Source organism: Streptomyces sp. NPDC050121 (assembly GCF_044460385.1).
Taxonomy (GTDB): Bacteria; Actinomycetota; Actinomycetes; order Streptomycetales; family Streptomycetaceae; genus Streptomyces; species Streptomyces soliscabiei.
On sequence record NZ_JBITJV010000039.1, the window covers coordinates 66660 to 86126 of the forward strand.

A 19467-nucleotide genomic window follows, 5' to 3' on the forward strand; every position below is an offset into this window, starting at 1 on the left:
CGCCCCCGGCGGCGCCCGGACGCGGCCCGGAGCCCCGCCCACCGCCCGCACCCGCCACCACCCCCACCTGACACCCCTCCTTTCCAGCCAGGAGAACCCCGTATGACCACCGCCGTCGATGCGAGCCGGCGTGCCACCGTCGGCCGGCCCGGACCGTTGCCCCGTGCCTGGGGCACCGCCCGCACGGTGCTGCGCGTGCACCGCGCCGCCCTCGTCGTCTGGGCCGGCCTCGTGGTGGTCCTGTGCGGCTGGCTGGTATGGGCCACCGAGGCCGCCGACAGGGACGCGCGCGCCGCCGCGGAGGCCTGTGACCGTGCGGGCCAGGACCTGTGCGACAGCGCCATCGACTGGGTCGGCCACAGCGCGTCGGTCGACTGGATCGGCCTGCTGACCTCATACCTCTTCCTCGCCGTGGCCGCGTACGCGGGCGGCGCGCTGGTCGGGCGCGAGCTGGAGAGCGGCACCACGCGCTTGGCCTGGACCCAGGGCGTCTCCCCCGCCCGCTGGCTGGCCGCCAAGCTGGCCGTCCCCGCGCTCGTCGTGACCGTCGGCGCCACCGCCCTGGTCCTCGTGTACCGCTGGGCCTGGAGCGCCACCCAGGACCCGCAGTACCACGGCTGGATGTCCGACGACGCGTACCTCTCCCGCGGCCCGGCCACCGTCGCGTACGCCCTGTGCGCCCTCGCCGTCGGCGCGGTCACCGCGCTCCTGACACGCCGTGCACTGCCCGCCCTCGCCGTCTCCGTGGCCGCGACCGGGCTGCTCGGCTACATCGTGGCGCAGTTGCGCGCGTCCTTCTGGCCCGCCGTGACCATCACCGCGTCGCCCGAGGAGCTCGACTATCCCGCGTCCGCGTGGGTGGTGGAGAGCGGCGCCGTCGTCCACGGGCGACATGTCCGGGACCTCGACGTCACCCGGTGCTACGGCGGCTCGACCGCCAGGACGCAGGGTTGCCTCGACGACCTGGGCGTCCAAGGCTCGTACCTGACCTACCACCCCGAGTCCCACTACTGGCCGCTCCACCTCGTGGAGACCGGCATCGTGCTCGCCCTCACGGCCGCCGTGACCGCCGCCGCCTTCTGGCTGCTGCGCCGCCGCACCGCCTGAACCCGCGAGCCCAGGGGTGCGTACGTCCCTCCACGGGGGGAAGGACGTACGCACCCCTTGCGTTTCCCGGCCGCCACCCCGCGAGCACCCTCCGCGCCACCCCACGAGACACCGCGAGACACCCGCGAGACACCCCCGCGAGCCGCCCCCCGATATCCCGCACGCCATGTCGCCGTAACCGTCGGTTCAGATGACCTTGCGACGCTCGCTGAATGAACCCCGCCGTGCCCGAGCCTTCGCCGCCCCCCGAGGGGGATCAGCCCCCCAAAGGGTCCGCCGCGATCCCGCCCGCACGTTCCGACGCGCCTGTCACGCTGCTGGCGCGGAAGAATGGGTTTATGAGCCAGTCAGACGCCACGGCACAGGTCCAGCACGCACAGCCCTCAGTGGGCTCCATAGCCGCGCACCGCCCGCACACCGTGTCGGCCGCGGTCTCCGACCTGGAACCCGACATCGACGCGGACCTCGACGCCTACGAGGAGTCGCCGTACGACGGGCCCGAGCTGCCCCAGGGTCGTTTCCTCGACCGGGAGCGCAGCTGGCTCGCGTTCAACGAGCGGGTCCTGGAGCTCGCCGAGGACCCGAACACCCCCCTCCTCGAACGCGCGAACTTCCTCGCCATCTTCGCCAGCAACCTGGACGAGTTCTTCATGGTCCGGGTGGCCGGACTGAAGCGCCGCATCGCCACCGGCGTCGCCACCCGCTCCGCCTCCGGTCTCCAGCCGCGCGAGGTGCTGGAGATGATCTGGGCCCGCTCGCGCGAGCTCATGGCCCGGCACGCCGCGACCTACCACGAGGACATCGCCCCCGCCCTCGCGGAGGAGGGCATCCACCTGGTCCGCTGGAGCGAGCTGACGGAGAAGGAGCAGGCCCGCCTCTTCACGCTGTTCCGGCACCAGATCTTCCCCGTGCTCACCCCCCTCGCCGTGGACCCCGCGCACCCCTTCCCGTACATCTCGGGGCTCTCCCTGAACCTCGCGGTCGTCGTGCGCAACCCGGTCAGCGGCCACCCGCACTTCGCGCGCGTCAAGGTGCCGCCGCTGCTCTCCCGCTTCCTGGAGAGCTCTCCCGGCCGCTACGTCCCCATCGAGGACGTCATCGCCGCGCACCTGGAAGAGCTCTTCCCGGGCATGGAGGTGCTGGAGCACCACGCCTTCCGGCTCACCCGCAACGAGGACCTCGAGGTCGAGGAGGACGACGCCGAGAACCTCCTGCAGGCCCTGGAGAAGGAACTCATGCGGCGTCGCTTCGGTCCGCCGGTGCGCCTGGAGGTCGAGGAGTCCATCAACCGCGAGGTGCTGGACCTGCTGGTACGCGAGCTGAAGATCTCCGAGGCCGAGGTCTACCCGCTGCCCGGCCCCCTCGACCTCACCGGTCTCTTCCGCATCCACGGCCTCGACCGTCCCGAGCTGAAGTACAAGAAGTTCATCGCCGGCACCCACCGCGACCTCGCCGAGGTCGAGTCGGCGTCCGCGCCCGACGTCTTCGCGGCGCTGCGCTCCCGGGACGTGCTCCTGCACCACCCCTACGACAGCTTCTCCACCTCCGTCCAGGCCTTCCTGGAGCAGGCGGCCGCCGACCCGGACGTCCTCGCCATCAAGCAGACCCTGTACCGGACCTCGGGCGACTCCCCGATCGTCGACGCGCTCATCGAGGCCGCCGAGTCCGGCAAGCAGGTCCTCGTCCTGGTCGAGATCAAGGCCCGCTTCGACGAGCACGCCAACATCAAGTGGGCGCGCAAGCTGGAGGAGGCCGGCTGCCACGTCGTCTACGGCCTGGTCGGCCTGAAGACGCACTGCAAGCTGTCGCTGGTGGTCCGGCAGGAAGGCGACACCCTGCGCCGCTACTGCCACGTCGGCACCGGCAACTACCACCCCAAGACGGCCCGGCTCTACGAGGACCTCGGTCTGCTCACCGCGGACCCGCAGGTCGGCGCGGACCTCTCCGACCTGTTCAACCGGCTCTCCGGCTACTCCCGCCGCGAGACCTACCGCAGGCTGCTCGTCGCCCCCAAGTCGCTGCGCGACGGCCTGATCTCGCGCGTCGACAAGGAAGTCCAGCACCACCGCGCCGGACGTCCCGCGCACATCCGCATCAAGGTCAACTCGATCGTCGACGAAGCGCTCATCGACTCCCTCTACCGCGCGTCCCAGGCGGGCGTGCCGGTCGATGTGTGGGTGCGTGGCATCTGCGCGGTGCGCCCGGGCGTGCCGGGGCTGTCGGAGAACATCCGGGTCCGCTCGATACTCGGCCGCTTCCTCGAACACTCCCGTGTCTTCGGCTTCGGCAACGGCGGCGAGCCCGAGGTGTGGATCGGCAGCGCCGACATGATGCACCGCAACCTCGACCGGCGTATCGAGGCCCTGGTCAGGGTCATCGACCCGGCCCACCGGGCGTCTTTGAACCGGATGCTGGAGACCGGTATGTCCGACTCCACCGCCTCCTGGCACCTCGGCCCGGACGGCGACTGGATCCGGCACGCGACGGACACGGACGGTGCGCCCCTGCGCAACATCCAGGAGATGCTCATAGACGCGCGGAGGCGCCGGCGTGGCACAGCGACACCATGACCTGACGGACCCCCAGGCCGGGCCCGTGACCACGGGGGACGCCCTCGCGGGCTACCTCCGTGACCAGGCCACGGAATTCCTGCGCGCCCTGCGCCTGCACCGCGAGAGCGGGGGCGCGACGGCGAACGGCTCGTCGAGCGGCGCGGCGAACGGCACCGCGGGCGGCGCTCAGGAGCGCGTCGACGCGGTGCGCGCCCTGCGCCGCTCGGCCCGCCGCATCAGCGGCAGTCTGCACACCTTCCGGCCGCTCCTCGACGCCGAGTGGTCGGAGGGCATCCGCCCCGAACTGGCTTGGCTGTCGGGCACGTTGGCCCTGGAGCACGCGTACGGGGCCCGGCTGGAGCGGCTGCTGCTGGCGCTGAACCGGCTGTCGGGCACCGCCCCGACGCCGGCACCGGCGCCCGCGCCGACGCCCGTACCGGCCCAGCCGGCCGGCCGGAGCGCGGGTGGCCGGGCCACCGACCGGGCCGCGGACCGGGTGGCCGACCGGGTGGCCGACCGGGCCGCCGCCCATCGGCCGACGGCGGTCCCGGACCGCGGCAACCTGACCGTGGGCGCGGCGAAGGCGGGCGCCCTGCTGGACCGTCAGCTCACCCTCGCCCGCACCCGGGCCCACTCCACCGCCCTGCAGGCCCTCGGCTCCTCCCGCTTCCACGCCGTCGCGGACCAGGTCGCCGTCCTCGCCAGCGAGGTCCCCCTCACCCCCGTCGCCCCCACGACCGACCTGCGCCCGCTCGCCGGGGCGGCCGAGGAGCGCCTGTCCGACGCGGTCGCCGCGCTCCCGCTGGTCACCGCGGGCAGCCCGTACAACGCGGAGGCCCTGATCCACGGCCTCTCCCCGGAGCCGGCCCCGCATCCGCAGGACGCGCCCTGGCACCAGGTCCGTCTGCTGCTGCGCCTGCACCGGTACGCCTGCGAGGTCGTGCACGGCCGCGGCGCCCCACTGGAAGTCCGCCTGCTCTCGGCCGGCCAGGCCCTCGACCGGCACCGCGACGCCTCGGAGGCGGCGTCCGCGGCGGCCCAGGCGGCCCGTACGCCCCGGATCGCGCCGGCGACGGCGTACGCGCTCGGGGTGCTGCACGCCGACCAGCGGCATGAGGTGGAGGCGGCGCGGTACGCGTTCCAACGTTCCTGGCAGAAGCAGACGATCGGCACACCCTGAGCCACCAGGCGGTGAGTACCGGATGAGCACGGCGAAGAATCCCGATGGCACCACCGACACCACCGACACCACTGGCACCACCGACACCACTGGCACCACCGACACCACTGGCACCACCGACACCACTGGCACCACCGACCCGAGCCACACCAGCAACCCGACCGACACCACTGGCCCCACTGAAACAGCTGGCCCCACTGAAACAGCCGGCCTCACCGACACCGTCGTCCGGGCCGCCGGCTGCGTGCTGTGGCGGCGCTCCCCGTCGGGGGGTGAACTGGAGGTGTGCCTCGTTCACCGCCCCAAGTACGACGACTGGTCGCACCCCAAGGGGAAGCTGAAACGCGGTGAGGAGCCGCTCGCGGGCGCGCTGCGGGAGGTCGAGGAGGAGACGGGCCACCGGGCCGCGCCCGGCGCCCGGCTGCCCACCATGGAGTACGAGGCGAACGGCCGTCCCAAACAGGTCCACTACTGGGCGGCCGAGGCCGTCTCCGGCACGTTCACGCCGAACCACGAGGTCGACCGGGTCCTCTGGCTCGCGCCGCAGGCCGCCCGCGACCGGCTGACCCAGCCGAGGGACCGCACGCTCGTGGACGCCCTGCTGGACGTTCTCCACCTGGCATGACGGAGGCGGAGGACCCGGCAGGACAGGGACGGAGGATCGGGTGGCCGCCGGAACCGGGCCGTGTCCTCGACGTGAGCGTTCCGTGACCTAACCGCACCGCCGCCAGGGGTTCACCCGCCGTTCACCCGCGCCCGTAAGCGCCTTCACCTGATCTGCCTAATTTCGGCCTTACGCGGTGCGGTGCGCGACCCAGGCGGTCACGTCCGTTCCGACCAGACTTCGCACAGTCCGCACGCCGCCGAATTCAGGACGGCGGCTCCAGGAAGGATCTTCCCCAAGTGAAGCTTCAGCGCATGAACCGGCGGGCTCTCTCCCTCGGTGCTCTCGCCGTCTCCGGCGCCCTGGCCCTCACGGCGTGCGGCTCCGACGACACCGGCTCCAGCAGTGGCAGCAGCAGCTCGTCCTCCGCCACCGCCGCCGCCGGGTCCATCAAGTGCGACGACGCCAAGGGCCAGCTCCTCGCCGACGGCTCCTCCGCGCAGAAGAACGCGATCGACGCCTGGGTGAAGAACTTCACGCAGGCCTGCAACGGCGTCCAGGTCAACTACAAGGGCTCCGGCTCCGGCGCGGGCGTCACCGCGTTCACGCAGGGTCAGATCGCCTTCGCCGGCTCCGACTCCGCCCTGAAGGACGACGCCGTCGCCGCGTCGAAGTCGGTCTGCTCCGGCGGCCAGGGCATCGACCTGCCGATGGTCGCGGGCCCGATCGCCGTCGCCTACAACGTCGAGGGCGTCGACAACCTCGTCCTGGACGCCTCCACCATCGCCAAGATCTTCAACGGCAAGATCACCAACTGGAACGACGCGGCGATCAAGAAGCTGAACCCGACCGCCAAGCTGCCCGACCAGAAGATCCAGCCGTACCACCGCTCGGACGAGTCCGGCACCACGGACAACTTCACCAAGTACCTGATCGCCGCCGCCAAGACCGACTGGCCCTACTCCGGCGGCAAGGCCTGGCAGGCCAAGGGCGGCCAGTCCGCGGCCGGTTCCTCCGGTGTCGCCCAGGGCGTCAAGTCGACCCCCGGCGCGATCGGCTACATGGAGCTGTCGTACGCCAAGGACGGTCTGGGCACCGTCGCCGTCAACACCGGCGCCGCGGCCCCGGTGAAGGCCTCCTCCGACGGCGCCACCAAGGCCGTCGCCGCCGCGCAGGTCGTCGGCACCGGCAGCGACCTGTCGCTGAAGCTGGACTACAACACCAAGGCCGACGGCGCCTACCCGCTCACCCTGGTCACGTACGAGATCGTCTGCGACAAGGGCAACAAGGCCGCCACCCTGCCCGCCACCAAGGCGTTCCTGCGCTACATCGCCAGCACGGACGGCCAGGGCATCCTCTCGGGCATCGACTACGCGCCGATCCCCGACGCCATCATCTCCAAGGTCCGCACCACCATCGAGGGCCTGAGCTGATCTGAGCGGTGCGGTCCGGCACCGGGGAGCCCCCGGTCCGGACCGCACCCGTCCGGTGCACCGCCGCCAGGGGCCGTCCGCAAACCCGGCCCCACCCGAGCCGCCCACACATCCGCGAGGCGGCTCCGCAGACCGGAGACCCCCATGGACATATCGACGCAGAAGTCAGACACGGACGACACCCCTCCCCCCACGGTCCCGCCGGCCGCGACCGCCGAGCAGAAGCGCGCGGCCCGCGCCGCCACCCGACCCGGTGACCGCATCTTCCTGGCGCTCTCCCGCGGCTCGGGCATCTTCCTGTTGGTGATCATGGCCGCCATCGCGGCCTTCCTCACCTACCGGGCCTACCTCGCCATCAGCAAGGACGACGCCAACTTCCTCACTACCTTCGAGTGGAACACCGGCCTCGTCCCGCCGAAGTTCGGCATCGCGGTCCTGGCCTTCGGCACGGTGGTCTCGTCGATCATCGCCATGGTCATCGCCGTTCCGATCGCGGTGGCCATCGCCCTGTTCATCACGCACTACGCCCCGCGCAGGCTGAGCGGCCCGATCGCATACGTGATCGACCTGCTCGCCGCCGTGCCGTCCATCGTGTACGGCCTGTGGGGCGCCCTGGTCCTCGTACCGCACATGGACGGTCTGTTCGGCTGGCTCAACGACTACTTCGGCTGGACCGGCGTCTTCTCCTGGGACGAGGGCGCCCCGCGCTCGATGCTCACGGTGGGCGTCCTGCTGGCCGTGATGGTCCTGCCGGTCATCACCAACGTCAGCCGCGAGGTGTTCCGCCAGGTCCCGCAGATGCACGAGGAGGCGGCCCTGGCGCTCGGCGCCACCCGCTGGGAGGTCATCCGCATGTCGGTGATCCCCTTCGGCCGCTCCGGAGTGATCTCGGCGTCGATGCTGGGTCTCGGCCGCGCACTGGGCGAGACGATGGCGGTGGCCACGGTCCTGTCTCCCGACTTCGACATCCACGCCAGCCTGCTCAACCCGGGCGGCGGCACCTTCGCCCAGAACATCGCCAGCAAGTTCAACGAGGCGACGGAGTTCGGCCGTGACGCGCTCATCGCCTCCGGTCTGGTCCTGTTCGTCATCACCTTGCTGGTCAATGGCGCGGCACGCATGATCATCGCCCGGCGCGCGGAGTACTCGGGGGCCAACGCATGAGCCACACAGCAGCAGTAGCAGACAAGGCCCCCAGCACGCTCCGCGGCGCCAGCCTCCCGCGCTGGTCCCCCTGGGCCATCGCCGGCGGTTCGATCGCCCTCGCGATCCTCATCGGCCTCGTCGGCGGCCTGGACAGCAAGGTCCAGTGGGGTCTGATCGCCGGCCTGCTCTTCGTCTTCGGCACATACGGCATCGCCGCGAAGGTGGAAGGCAAGCGCCAGGCGAAGGACCGGGTCGCGACCAGCCTGGTCTGGGTGGCGTTCATCCTGGCGGTCATCCCGCTGGTGTCCCTGCTGTGGACGACGATCCAGCGCGGCACGAAGGTCCTCGACGTCTACTTCCTCACCCACTCGATGGGCGTGGTCGCCGACTCCGAGCCCGGCGGCGGCATCTACCACGCCATCATCGGCAGCCTGGAGCAGGTGGGCCTCGCCACGGCGATCGGCGCCCCGGTCGGCATCCTGACGGCGATCTACCTGGTGGAGTACGGGCGCGGCAAGCTGGCGAAGGCCGTCACGTTCTTCGTGGACGTCATGACCGGCATCCCGTCCATCGTCGCGGGCCTGTTCATCCTCAGCCTCATGCTGATGCTGGACATGCAGCCGTTCGGCTTCGCCGGCTCGCTGGCGCTGGCGATCCTGATGATGCCGGTCGTCGTACGCTCGACAGAGGAAATGCTGAAGCTGGTCCCGAACGAGCTGCGCGAGGCGTCTCTCGCCCTGGGCGTCCCGAAGTGGCGCACGATCCTGAAGGTGGTAGTCCCGACGTCGATCGGAGGCATCATCACGGGCGTGATGCTGGCGATCGCCCGTATCGCGGGCGAGACGGCTCCGGTGCTGCTGTTGGTCTTCGGCAACCCGTTCATCAACAACAACCCCTTCGAGGGTGCGCAGGCGTCGCTCCCGCTGTACATCTACCAGCAGTACGCGCAGAGCGCGGGTTCGACGGCGGCCTACGACCGTGCCTGGGCGGCGTCGCTCACGCTGATCGCCTTCGTGATGATCCTGAACCTGGTGGCCCGCGGCATCGCCCGCTGGAAGGCCCCGAAGACCGGTCGCTGACGCGGCCATACAGCGACTGATCGGGAAGTGAAGTAGAAATCATGGCCAAGCGAATCGACGTAAGCGGACTGACCGCCTACTACGGCGCCCACAAGGCGATCGAGGACATCTCGATGACGGTCGAACCGCGCTCGGTGACGGCCTTCATCGGCCCCTCCGGCTGCGGCAAGTCGACGTTCCTGCGCACGCTGAACCGTATGCACGAGGTGACCTCCGGCGGCCGGGTCGAGGGCAAGGTGCTCCTGGACGACGAGGACCTGTACGGCCCCGGCGTGGACCCGGTGTCCGTCCGCCGTGAGGTCGGTATGGTCTTCCAGCGCCCCAACCCCTTCCCCACGATGTCGATCTTCGACAACGTGGCCGCGGGTCTCCGCCTGAACGGCAGCTACAAGAAGAGCGAGCTGGCGGACGTCGTCGAGAAGTCCCTCAAGGGCGCGAACCTCTGGAACGAGGTCAAGGACCGCCTGAACAAGCCCGGCTCGGGCCTGTCCGGCGGCCAGCAGCAGCGGCTGTGCATCGCGCGGGCGATCGCGGTGGAACCGAAGGTCCTGCTGATGGACGAGCCCTGCTCGGCCCTCGACCCCATCTCCACCCTCGCCATCGAGGACCTGATCGGCGAGCTGAAGGAACGCTTCACGATCGTCATCGTGACGCACAACATGCAGCAGGCGGCGCGTGTCTCGGACCGCACGGCCTTCTTCAACCTGGCCGCGGTCGGCCAGCCCGGCAAGCTGATCGAGATCGACGAGACGGAGCGCATCTTCTCCAACCCGTCGGTCCAGGCCACGGAGGACTACATCTCCGGCCGCTTCGGCTAAACCCCCAAACCCCTCGCGGTGCTGCATGGCGGTGCCACCGCGAGGACGCAAAGAGCCCGCCCCCTGGCTCCCAGGGGGCGGGCTCACGTCTACCTCCGGCGGGCGGGCGGGGGGTGGGGATTTTTCACCGGGGGGTGAGAGGGGGGCCGGCTCCGCCGGTGGCAAGAGACAGCGAAGCGAGGGTATTTCTACCGGTGCGGGACCAGACGAACCCCGGGGCGGGCTGCAGGGGACGCAGTCCCCGCCGGGGGTGGGGTAGGTACCCCCTCGCCCCACCGAGCCGCAGTGACGCGCGGCCCCGGGGTGCTGGGTGACCCTTCGACCTACCGAGTCGGGTGGGTGGGCAGGAGGGCTACAGGAACGCCAAGTTCACTAGCCAGAACGCGCATGCCGCGACCACCGCAGCCGCCGGCATGGTGATGAACCACCCCAGGACAATGTTCTTCGCGACTCCCCACCTCACGGCATTGACCCGCTTCGTCGCCCCCACACCCATGATCGCCGAAGTGATCACATGCGTCGTGGAAATCGGCGCCTTGAACAGAAACGCCGTGGTGAACATGATCGACGCACCGGTCGTCTCCGCCGCGAACCCCTGCGGCGGATCAAGCTCAATGATCTTCCGCCCAAGCGTGCGCATGATGCGCCACCCACCCGCATACGTCCCCAGCGACAGCATCACCGCACAAGCGATCTTCACCCACACCGGAATCGGATCGTCGGCCCCCTGAACATCGCCGATGACCAACGCCATCACCACGATGCCCATCGTCTTCTGCGCGTCCTGCAGACCATGCCCCAGTGCCATCCCCGCCGCAGAAACGGTCTGAGCTATCCGAAAGCCCCGCTTCGCCTTGTGCGGATTGGCCCGCCGGAACAACCACAAAATAGCCGTCATCACCAGATAGCCGACGACAAGCCCCACCACCGGCGAGACGAACATCGGAATGACGATCTTCTCGAGCACCCCGGACCAGATGACATCCGTGCCCCCGGCGAGCGCGGCGCCCACCATGCCCCCGAACAGCGCGTGGGACGACGACGAGGGCAACCCGAAGTACCACGTGACGAGATTCCACACGATCGCCCCGATCAACGCGGCGAACAGAATCCCCATCCCCTTCGACCCGTCGGGAGTCTCGATCAGCCCCTTGCTGACGGTGTGCGCAACGCCACTCCCCAGAAAGGCGCCGGCGAGGTTCATCACAGCGGCCATGGCCAGCGCGGCGCGCGGCGTCAGCGCCCGCGTCGAAACCGACGTGGCAATGGCGTTCGCCGAGTCGTGGAAACCGTTCGTATAAGTGAATCCGAGCGCGACGCCAATGGTCACGACCAGAGCAAAGGTGTCCATGAAGTGCTCAGGACTCCTTGACCGCGATGGTCTCCACCGTGTTGGCCACGTGCTCGAAGGCGTCGGCGGCCTCCTCCAGCACATCCACGATCTGCTTCAGCTTGAGCACCTCGATGGCCTCGTACTTGCCGCTGAACAGATGCGCGAGCAGCTTCCGGTGGATCTGGTCGGCCTGGTTCTCGAGCCGGTTGACCTCGATCCAGTACTCGGTGAGGTTCTCCATGGTCCGCAGGTTCGGCATGGCCTCGGCCGTCAGCTCCGCCGCCCGCGCCAGCACCTCGATCTGCTGCTCGACCCCCTTGGGCAGCTCCTCCACGTTGTAGAGGACGACCAGGTCGACGGCCTCCTCCATGAAGTCCATGATGTCGTCGAGGGAGGACGCGAGGTTGTAGATGTCCTCACGGTCGAACGGCGTGATGAACGAGGAGTTCAGCTGGTGGAAGATCGCATGCGTGGCATCGTCACCTGCGTGTTCCGCGGCCCGCATACGCTCTGCGACCTCGGCCCGGCTGGCGGGGTCCGCCCCGAGCAGTTCCATCAGGAGTTTCGAGCCCGTGACGATGTTGTCCGCGGATGCGGCGAACATGTCGTAGAAGCTCGTCTCCCTGGGGGTCAGACGAAATCGCACGTGGGGTCCTCAAGATGCATCGGTTTCGGTCAGGCTGATGCTAGGCGCATCATCCGGCCACGACTAACGGGCCGCCCCCCAGTGTCACCCATGAGGGAGAGCGACCGGCAGGGGGGCGACCGACGAAGTCCCTGCTGGGGCCGTATACCCGCCGAAGTTCGGTACCATATACCCAGTAGGGGTATGGGTCTGGAGCTGGAGCGCTGGAGGACAGGATGACGACCACCGAGGCCGGCACGGAAGCCCCCGCCCCCGGAACGGGACAGGTCCACGGCTACCACAAGCAGAAGGACGAGCACCTCAAGCGCCTGCGCCGCATCGAGGGCCAGATCCGCGGCCTGCAGCGCATGGTCGACGAGGACACCTACTGCATCGACATACTCACCCAGGTGTCCGCCTCCACCAAGGCCCTGCAGTCCTTCGCGCTGCAGCTCCTGGAGGAGCACCTGCGCCACTGCGTCGCCGACGCGGCAGTCAAGGGCGGCGACGAGATCGACGCGAAGGTGGAGGAAGCGACCAAGGCGATCGGCCGCCTACTGCGCACCTGACCCACCGGACCCGGGCTCCCCACGCGCCGCCCGATCGCGCTCCCTCTCCCCCGCCTTCTCCCGCCCCTGCTCCCTCTCCCCTGCCCTCTCGCGGGCCCGCGCCGGCTCCTCGACCTGCTCCTCCCCCACCCGCAGCACCTGATCGATGCTCTCCAGACTGAGCCGTTCCTCACCCGCGGCCGAGGCCGCGATGATCAGCTCTCCGCACAGCTCGATCTCGGCGAGGGCCACGTGGTCCTGAACTGCCGTACCGCCGCCCGGAGCCACGCGCATCACCTCGTCTCTGCCGTCACCGGCTTCCTAGAGTAGGGAGCGCTATACACCGCGCGCATGGCACGGACGGGCTAGTCCTTGTGCCCACCCTGTGGCTGAATCTGTCCGCTCCGAGCGGGGTTCATTCCTGCGCGATCCGCCCCGCGTAGATGTCCCCGGCGGCCGGCAACCGCACATCGACGGGCGCGCCGAAGTCGTACAGCAGCGTCGTGGAAGCGACCGCGACGGCCGCCTTCTGCTTCCCGTTGACGAAACTGAACCGGTGCCGGACCTTCCGGATGCGCCCCTCGTCGTCGAGGTAGACGTCGAACGGCACCCGAGCCGTGGCGAACCCTTTCGCCGCCGCCCGCAGCGCGTCCCGTCCCTCCGCGGACGCGTCCTCGGCGGCCACCGCCAGATCGGCCGTCCCGCGATAGTGCCGCACCGCCGTCCCGGCCACCTCGGTCCTACCGACGTACGTCGCCGTCCGCGTCCCCCGCAGCACCTCGGCGGCGGCGAACGGATCGGTGACCCCGCCCGTCACCAGGTTCCCGTCGGACAGGGTCGCCGTCGCCACCCGTACCCACTTGTCGTCCGGCACGCCGGCCCCACGGTTCTTCATGAACAGGGCCCCGGGCGCGAGGAGTTCGGTGATCGGCCGGTGCTCGCTCGCCCCGGCCGGGTCCTGCGGCAGCAGCACCCTCAGCTGCCCGAGCTGCTTGCGGTAGTCGTAGACCCCCTGGCCCCGGATGGTCACCCGGGTCCCGCCGGTCGCCATCTCCATCGACGTACGGGCCTTCGACGTGCCCGCCTCCACGAGGGTGTCGGCAGCCCGGTGCAGGGTGGCCACGGGATCGGCCGCCCGGCCGTCCTCGGCGGCGGCCCCGCCCCCGGAGCACCCGGCGGTGCCCGCACAGATCCCCGCCACGATCCCCGAAAGAACCGCCGCACCCACGTGCCTGCGCTGCCGCTCCGCCATGGCCTGCCTACCCCCAGCCGGTACGTCCGTCACGGGCCCCCTGTCGTTCCGGTTAACGACGGGTAGGTGCCCCCGTCACGCAGAGCCGAGGGCTTGTGGCCGGATTGCATGCGGCTTGCGACCGCCATACGGGTCTTTTACCGAGCCTGGGTACCGTTGTCTGCGTGACACAGCAAGACGGCTCGGACCTTCCCCGCACCGACGGGGACCACAGCACCACGACCGTCGAACAGGGCCGCTTCTGCCTGGCCCGCTGCACCTGCGGCTGGCGCGGCCCGGCCCGCCGCGCGAGAAGCCTGGCCAGATCGGACGCGGAGAGCCACATCCACGGCTGACCGGCTGATGTCACGGCCGACCGGCTGACCGGCTGATGTCACGGACGTCACTGTTCTGTCACCGCCGACGCCGGCCGGAACCCGTGGTCCCATGTCCCCGTCTCGCTGCATGAAGCCGACAGCCGGTCGAGGGAAGGCGCAAGAACATGGAACGGCGTACGTTCATCGCAGGCGGCACGGCAGCGGTCGCGGCGGCAGTGACCGCCTGCAAGGCGACCGGCGGCAGCGCGCACGCCTCCACCTCGGCCACCGGGAGCGCCGGCGGCACCGGGCCGAACAGCCCCCTCACCACCACCAGCGTCTCCGCCCCCGCCAACTGGACCGCGCTGGCCCGCGATCTGGACGGCGCCCTGGTCCGCCCCGGCGACGCCTCCTGGGCGACGGCCCACCAGCTCTACAACACCCGCTTCGACGGCCTCAAACCGGCGGCGGTGGCGTACGTCGCCCACGCCGACGACGTCCGCACGGCCCTGGCGTACGCCCGCGCCCACCGGACGAAGGTCGCGATCCGCAACGGCGGCCACTCCTACGGCGGTTGGTCCTCCGGCGACGGCCGGCTGATCATCGACGTCTCCAAGCTGAACCGGGTCCGCGCGAGCGGCACCACGGCCGTGGTCGGCGCGGGCTCCAAGCTGATCGACGTCTACCGGGCGCTCGCCGCGAAGGGTGTGACCATCCCGGCGGGCTCCTGCCCCACGGTCGGCGTCTCCGGTCTGGTCCTCGGCGGCGGCCACGGCGTCGTCTCCCGCGCCTATGGGCTGACCTGCGACAGCCTCACCCAGGCCACGATCGTCACCGCGGACGGCAGGCAGCTCACCGCCAACGCGACGACGAACAAGGACCTGTTCTGGGCGCTGCGCGGCGCCGGCAACGGCAACTTCGGCGTCGTCACGGAGCTGCAGTTCAAGACCCACCCCGCGCCCCAGGCGGTGACGGGCTACCTCACCTGGCCCTGGGCGAAGGCGGCCGCGGTGATAAAGGCCTGGCAGGAGTGGGGTCCGTCGCAGCCCGACGAGATCTGGTCCTCCCTGCACCTGGAGAACGGCAGCGGCACCCCCACCGTCTCGGTGGCCGCGTTCTGCATCGGCACCTACGGCCAGCTCCAGAACGCGGTGGACCGCCTCGCCGACAAGGTGGGTGCCCGCGCGTCGTCCGTATCCCTGCGCCGCCGCGGCTACGAGGAGGCGATGGAGGCGTACGCCGGCTGCTCCTCCTTCAGCACCGACGCCCAGTGTCACCTTCCCGGCTCCACTCCGGGCCGCGCCGCGCAGGGCAAGCTGGGCCGGGAGACGTACACGGCCCGCTCGGACTTCTTCGACCGCTCGCTGACGACGGCCGGCATCCAGACCCTGCTGAAGCAGATGAGGACGGTCCAGGGCGGCGCCGGCAGCATCGCCCTCACCGCCCTCGGCGGCGCGGTCAACCGGGTCTCCCCCACGGCGACGGCGTTCGTCCACCGCCGCTCGCGGATGCTGGCCCAGTACATCGTGTCGTGGAGGGCGGGCACGGCCGGTACGACGGCCCAGTCCTGGCTGAACACGGCCCACAAGGCGATGACCCCGTACGCCTCGGGCGCGGCCTACCAGAACTACGCGGACCCGACCCTCACGAACTGGCGCAAGGCGTACTACGGCGAAGCGCTCCCGCGGCTGACCCAGCTGAAGAAGCAGTACGACCCGACCGGCTTCTTCACCTACCCGCAGGCGCTCTGACCGCAGGCGCTCTGACCGCAGACACGCCGACCGCCGCCACGCTGACCTGAGGCAGTCTGACCGCAGAGACTCTGCCCGCAGGCGATGAGCTAGGCGGCGAGGTCCCGTTCCTCCGCGGCGACCTCGCTCCGCGCGCCCGGGATGAGCCCCTCCCGCTCGCCGGTCCGAGCGGCCCGGCTGCGCACGATCCACCCGACGCGGGGCGAGCGGTCGACGGCCTTCAGCACGGGCGTGAGCATCATGGAGGCGACGGGCGACAGCAGCAGGGCGACGGCGGTCCCGAGCGCGAACCCGCCGACGACGTCCGTCGGATAGTGCACCCCCATGAAGACCCGGCAGAACCCTTCGAGCAGGGCAACCGCTATCCCCGCGAGCCCGAACTTCCGGTTGGCGACGAACAGTCCGACGGCCATGGCCATGGTGAGGGTGGCGTGGTCGCTGACGAAGGAGTAGTCGGTCTTGCCGGAGACGAGCACCTCCAGCCCCTGATGGTCAAGGAAGGGCCGGGGCCGCTCCACGAACCCCCGTATCGGCACGTTCACCAGCACGGCGATCCCGGCGGCGAGCGGCGCCCACACCAGCGCGGCGACGGAGCCTGCGGCCTCCTCGGCCCCACCGGGCCGGCGCCGCACGCCCCACCAGCACCACACGATCAGCAGCACCATGACGAGCAGCAGCCCGTACTCGCCCACGAACTCGACGGCCCGGTCGAGCCAGTGCGGGGCGTCCTTGGCCAGGCCGTTGATGTCATAGAGCAGGTCGACGTCGGGGTTCGACCCGGATTCGGCGAGTCCAGCCATGGTGCTGCGGCCCCTTCGTCGTGTGCTGCCCGGCGCACCTCACATGCGCCCGCCTCAACAGGAACGCACGGCCCCGGTTGATACGTTCCACTCTCCACTGAATGATCACCCAGACGTTATCGAAGAGAGACAGATCACCGCAGCTCAGAGGCCGGGTCCGGGGCCTGTCTCAGACCGTCGTGGGGAGCGCTTTCGCGCCATCTTCGGTGACCCTGGTCGCCCCGAAGTACTCGGCGGTGTCGATGGGGTCGAACCGGATGACCGCCCCCGTGTAGGGCGCGTCGATCATGTAGCCGCCCCCGACGTAGATCCCCACGTGGTGGATGGCCCGCGAATTGCCGAGGTCGGTCGAGAAGAACACCAGGTCCCCCGGCAGCAGCTCGCTGCGCTTGGGGTGCGGGCCGGCGTTGTACTGGTCGTTGGCGACCCGGGGCAGGGTGATCCCGACGCTCTCGTAGGCGGCCTTGGTCAGCCCGGAGCAGTCGAACCGTCCTCCCTGGTCAGCGGTGCCGTTCCCGCCCCAGAGATAGGGCGTGCCGAGCTTCTTCTGGGCGAAGTAGATGGCCGCCGCGGCCTGCTTGGAGGGATCCACCCGGCTGACGGGCGCGGCGAAGGACTCCTCCAGCGTCGTGATCGTCTTCACGTAGTTCTGGGTCTCCTTGTACGGCGGTACGCCGCCGTACTTGATGACCGCGTCCGGCCCCGCGTTGTAGGCCGCGAGCATGTTCTTCGTGATGTCCCCGCGGACGGTCTTCACATACGACGCGAGCTGGCAGTCGTACGACGCGGCCGACGGAATCGCGTCATTCGGGTCCCAGACGTCGCGGTCGCCGTCCCCGTCCCCGTCGACTCCGTGCGTGGCCCAGGTGCCCGGGATGAACTGCGCTATCCCCTGCGCGGCGGCGGCGCTCTGCGCTCTCGGGTTGAACCCGCTCTCCTGGTAGAGCTGGGCGGCGAGCAGTGCGGGGTTGATGGCGGCGCAGAGGTTGCCCCACTTCTGAACCAGCGTCTGATAGGCGGCGGGCACGGCCCCCTTGGCGAGCGAGCGGGACGCCCCGCCCACGCCGTTCACCATGTTCCCGCCGACGACGTACACCCCGATGACGAGCGCCATCATGAAGGCGGCTCCGGCACTGACGGCAGCGGTCGCCACGATCCACGTCCTACGCACCGTCAACCGCCCCTCGCCGCCCGGGAGTCCGCCCACGCCAGTGTAGAGGCGGCCTCCGCGCCACCGGGCGACCACGCGGAAGGACGGCTCGATCCATGGATCCCCGCGTGCCGGGGCAGGCGGGTCAACGGCAGCCCCGGGCCGCGTCAAGCATCGCCCAACGTTCGCTCCTGCCTTCCCCATTCATGCCCATGATTCGGCAACAGCAGCGATCATTTTCGGCCTCGGATATACGTTCCACCCCCGTGAACTCTGAGAACACCCCCCGAGACACCCCCCGAGACACCCCCCACGGAACCGCTCGTCGCGCCCTTCTGCGCGGCGGCATGGCCGGCGCCCTGGCCGTCGGCGGCGCGGCTCTCGCCACCGCCCCCGCGTCCGCCTCCACTCCCGCCACCGGCCCTCGGACCGCCACCCGTCCCGGCACGGTCGACGAAGCCCTGCGGGAACTGGCCGCGGGCAACCGCCGCTGGCGCACCTTCTGCGAGCGGCACCCGGACGAAACCCCCGCCGTACGACAGAGCCTGACAATGGGTCAGCATCCGTTCGCCGTCGTCCTCGGCTGCATCGACTCCCGCGTGCCGCCCGAGCTGGTCTTCGACCAGGGCCTCGGCGACCTGATGACCGTCCGCACGGCGGGCGAGGTGCTCGACGAGGCCGTACTCGGCAGCGTGGCCTACGGCGTGCTCGAACTGGGGATCCCGCTGGTCATGGTGCTCGGCCACCAGTCGTGCGGCGCGGTGAAGGCGGCCGTACAGGCGGACCTGACCGGCGACGAGCTGCCCGCCCACATCCAGTACCTGGCCGACCAGATCATCCCGTCCATAGACCGCACGAAGCAGGGCGACGCCCGCGTCGACTCCACCGTCGACGCCAACGTCCGGGCCGTCCGCGCACGCCTCGCCGCCGTGCCGGACCTCGCCGCGAAGACATCCGCCGGCGAGCTCGCGGTCGTCGGCGCCCGCTACGAGCTGACCACCCAGCTCGTCCACACCCTCGCGTAGCCCCTGAGGGCCTGCCCTAGGGGGCGGACGTCGCGTCCCTGTACAGTTCTGCGGCCTCCGCCCCCAGGACCACGCTGTACGAGACGTCGGGCGTGGCGCCGCCCTGCTCGTGACCGCCCAGGACGCCCACGACCTCGTCGTAGCCGTTCACCCAGGGGCTGCCGCTGGTGCCGCCGGTGAAGGCGGGGCAGGTGATGCGCTGCTGGGTGGCGCTGTGGGCGGTGGGCCGGTTCGTACAGCGGATCGGCGCCTCGACGGAGTCGGGGTAGCCGGTGACGGTGACGGCGGTGGCCCCCGTTGTGGTGCGCGTCACAAAACGATTGCCGCCGACAACGTCCTCGACGTTCTTGCCGTCCTTCTCTCCGAGGACGGCGAAGGCCACGTCACTGTCCTCGTCCTGCCCCTTGTTCCATCCGTCGGGCATAAAGGACTGCTTGATCTTCCAGACCCCGTAGGGGGCCTGTCCGACCCGGTAGCCGGGGACGAACGCCAGTTCGCCGGACACGCTGCTGAGGCAGTGCGCCGCAGTGGCGATGAGGTCGTGGTGGGGGCTGTGCACGACGGACGCGGTGCAGAAGTGCTCGCCGGTGAGTCTGCCGGCGACCGCATCGTCGGCGCTGAACAACGCGCCGACCCGTGCGAACTTCGGGGTCGCCACCGCGACGGCCGTGACCCCGAGGGGGCCGGGCGCGCCGTCGGCAGTCGCTTCGGAGGCGGAGGTGACGGCCAGCATGACGACCGCACCGAGCAGGGCGTTTCGCTTCATCG

18 protein-coding genes and 1 pseudogene are annotated in these 19467 nt (G+C 70.3%); 12 read left to right on the forward strand and 7 right to left on the reverse strand.

Annotation, left to right across the window (positions count from 1 at the left end; genetic code table 11):
- Nucleotides 1-102 precede the first annotated feature (102 nt).
- From ACIBTS_RS39555 to pstB, 8 genes and pseudogenes are all read left to right on the forward strand, one after another.
- Entirely contained in the window at nucleotides 103-1107 is a 1005-nt protein-coding gene (locus tag ACIBTS_RS39555) for a hypothetical protein (protein WP_399325487.1), read from the forward strand.
- Between the two features lie 212 nt (nucleotides 1108-1319).
- Entirely contained in the window at nucleotides 1320-3677 is a 2358-nt protein-coding gene (locus ACIBTS_RS39560; RefSeq protein ID WP_399325489.1) for an RNA degradosome polyphosphate kinase, read from the forward strand.
- Entirely contained in the window at nucleotides 3658-4839 is a 1182-nt protein-coding gene (locus ACIBTS_RS39565; protein WP_399325491.1) for a CHAD domain-containing protein, read from the forward strand. Before ACIBTS_RS39560 ends, ACIBTS_RS39565 begins: the two co-directional genes overlap by 20 nt.
- Nucleotides 4840-5056: 217 nt before the next feature.
- Nucleotides 5057-5464: pseudogene (locus ACIBTS_RS39570) on the forward strand (NUDIX hydrolase); the annotation flags it as partial.
- Nucleotides 5465-5742: 278 nt separating this feature from the next.
- Entirely contained in the window at nucleotides 5743-6876 is a 1134-nt protein-coding gene (gene pstS, locus ACIBTS_RS39575; protein ID WP_399325492.1) for a phosphate ABC transporter substrate-binding protein PstS, read from the forward strand.
- A gap of 144 nt (nucleotides 6877-7020) precedes the next feature.
- Nucleotides 7021-8040 carry a phosphate ABC transporter permease subunit PstC gene (gene pstC / locus ACIBTS_RS39580; RefSeq protein WP_399325494.1) on the forward strand — a complete coding sequence of 340 codons (1020 nt, stop codon included), beginning with the start codon at nucleotides 7021-7023 and terminating at the stop codon, nucleotides 8038-8040.
- Nucleotides 8037-9101, forward strand: a complete 1065-nt coding sequence (gene pstA / locus ACIBTS_RS39585) for a phosphate ABC transporter permease PstA (protein WP_399325496.1) — start codon at nucleotides 8037-8039, stop codon at nucleotides 9099-9101. Before pstC ends, pstA begins: the two co-directional genes overlap by 4 nt.
- 41 nt (nucleotides 9102-9142) lie before the next feature.
- Complete coding sequence (gene pstB, locus ACIBTS_RS39590; RefSeq protein ID WP_079661380.1) at nucleotides 9143-9919, forward strand: phosphate ABC transporter ATP-binding protein PstB; 777 nt, start codon at nucleotides 9143-9145, stop codon at nucleotides 9917-9919.
- Nucleotides 9920-10271: 352 nt separating this feature from the next.
- Here the strand turns inward: pstB and ACIBTS_RS39595 are convergent, their stop codons facing one another.
- Both ACIBTS_RS39595 and ACIBTS_RS39600 read right to left on the reverse strand, forming a co-directional pair.
- On the reverse strand, nucleotides 10272-11270 hold the full coding sequence (locus tag ACIBTS_RS39595) for an inorganic phosphate transporter (RefSeq protein WP_079661379.1): 999 nt from the start codon (nucleotides 11268-11270) through the stop codon (nucleotides 10272-10274).
- Nucleotides 11271-11277: 7 nt separating this feature from the next.
- Nucleotides 11278-11898, reverse strand: coding sequence for a DUF47 domain-containing protein (locus tag ACIBTS_RS39600; RefSeq protein ID WP_399325499.1), 621 nt, complete (start codon nucleotides 11896-11898; stop codon nucleotides 11278-11280).
- Between the two features lie 215 nt (nucleotides 11899-12113).
- Here ACIBTS_RS39600 and ACIBTS_RS39605 point away from each other — a divergent pair, with 215 nt between their 5' ends.
- Nucleotides 12114-12446, forward strand: coding sequence for a metal-sensitive transcriptional regulator (locus ACIBTS_RS39605; protein WP_319676568.1), 333 nt, complete (start codon nucleotides 12114-12116; stop codon nucleotides 12444-12446).
- On the opposite strand, the gene ACIBTS_RS39610 is transcribed toward ACIBTS_RS39605, so the two are convergent.
- The gene (locus tag ACIBTS_RS39610) at nucleotides 12432-12719 is read right to left on the reverse strand and encodes a hypothetical protein (protein ID WP_399325531.1); all 288 of its coding nucleotides are present in this window, start codon (nucleotides 12717-12719) and stop codon (nucleotides 12432-12434) included. The two genes, ACIBTS_RS39605 and ACIBTS_RS39610, sit on opposite strands and share 15 nt — an antisense overlap.
- Before the next feature lie 121 nt (nucleotides 12720-12840).
- Complete coding sequence (locus ACIBTS_RS39615) at nucleotides 12841-13677, reverse strand: hypothetical protein (protein ID WP_399325501.1); 837 nt, start codon at nucleotides 13675-13677, stop codon at nucleotides 12841-12843.
- A gap of 164 nt (nucleotides 13678-13841) precedes the next feature.
- Here ACIBTS_RS39615 and ACIBTS_RS39620 point away from each other — a divergent pair, with 164 nt between their 5' ends.
- Nucleotides 13842-14012: a hypothetical protein gene (locus tag ACIBTS_RS39620; protein WP_319676570.1), complete on the forward strand. Its 171-nt coding sequence runs from the start codon at nucleotides 13842-13844 to the stop codon at nucleotides 14010-14012.
- A gap of 146 nt (nucleotides 14013-14158) precedes the next feature.
- A complete protein-coding gene (locus ACIBTS_RS39625) occupies nucleotides 14159-15724 on the forward strand; it encodes an FAD-binding oxidoreductase (protein ID WP_399325503.1) in 1566 nt (521 codons plus the stop codon).
- A gap of 89 nt (nucleotides 15725-15813) precedes the next feature.
- On the opposite strand, the gene ACIBTS_RS39630 is transcribed toward ACIBTS_RS39625, so the two are convergent.
- The gene (locus tag ACIBTS_RS39630) at nucleotides 15814-16524 is read right to left on the reverse strand and encodes a phosphatase PAP2 family protein (RefSeq protein WP_399325505.1); all 711 of its coding nucleotides are present in this window, start codon (nucleotides 16522-16524) and stop codon (nucleotides 15814-15816) included.
- Between the two features lie 169 nt (nucleotides 16525-16693).
- The gene (locus tag ACIBTS_RS39635) at nucleotides 16694-17701 is read right to left on the reverse strand and encodes an NlpC/P60 family protein (protein WP_399325528.1); all 1008 of its coding nucleotides are present in this window, start codon (nucleotides 17699-17701) and stop codon (nucleotides 16694-16696) included.
- Between the two features lie 239 nt (nucleotides 17702-17940).
- Here ACIBTS_RS39635 and ACIBTS_RS39640 point away from each other — a divergent pair, with 239 nt between their 5' ends.
- Nucleotides 17941-18699 (forward strand): carbonic anhydrase, encoded by a 759-nt coding sequence (locus ACIBTS_RS39640; protein WP_399325507.1) that lies wholly within the window; start codon nucleotides 17941-17943, stop codon nucleotides 18697-18699.
- A gap of 16 nt (nucleotides 18700-18715) precedes the next feature.
- Here ACIBTS_RS39640 and ACIBTS_RS39645 read toward each other — a convergent pair whose 3' ends face one another.
- Nucleotides 18716-19465, reverse strand: a complete 750-nt coding sequence (locus ACIBTS_RS39645; RefSeq protein WP_399325509.1) for a trypsin-like peptidase domain-containing protein — start codon at nucleotides 19463-19465, stop codon at nucleotides 18716-18718.
- Nucleotides 19466-19467: the final 2 nt, after the last annotated feature.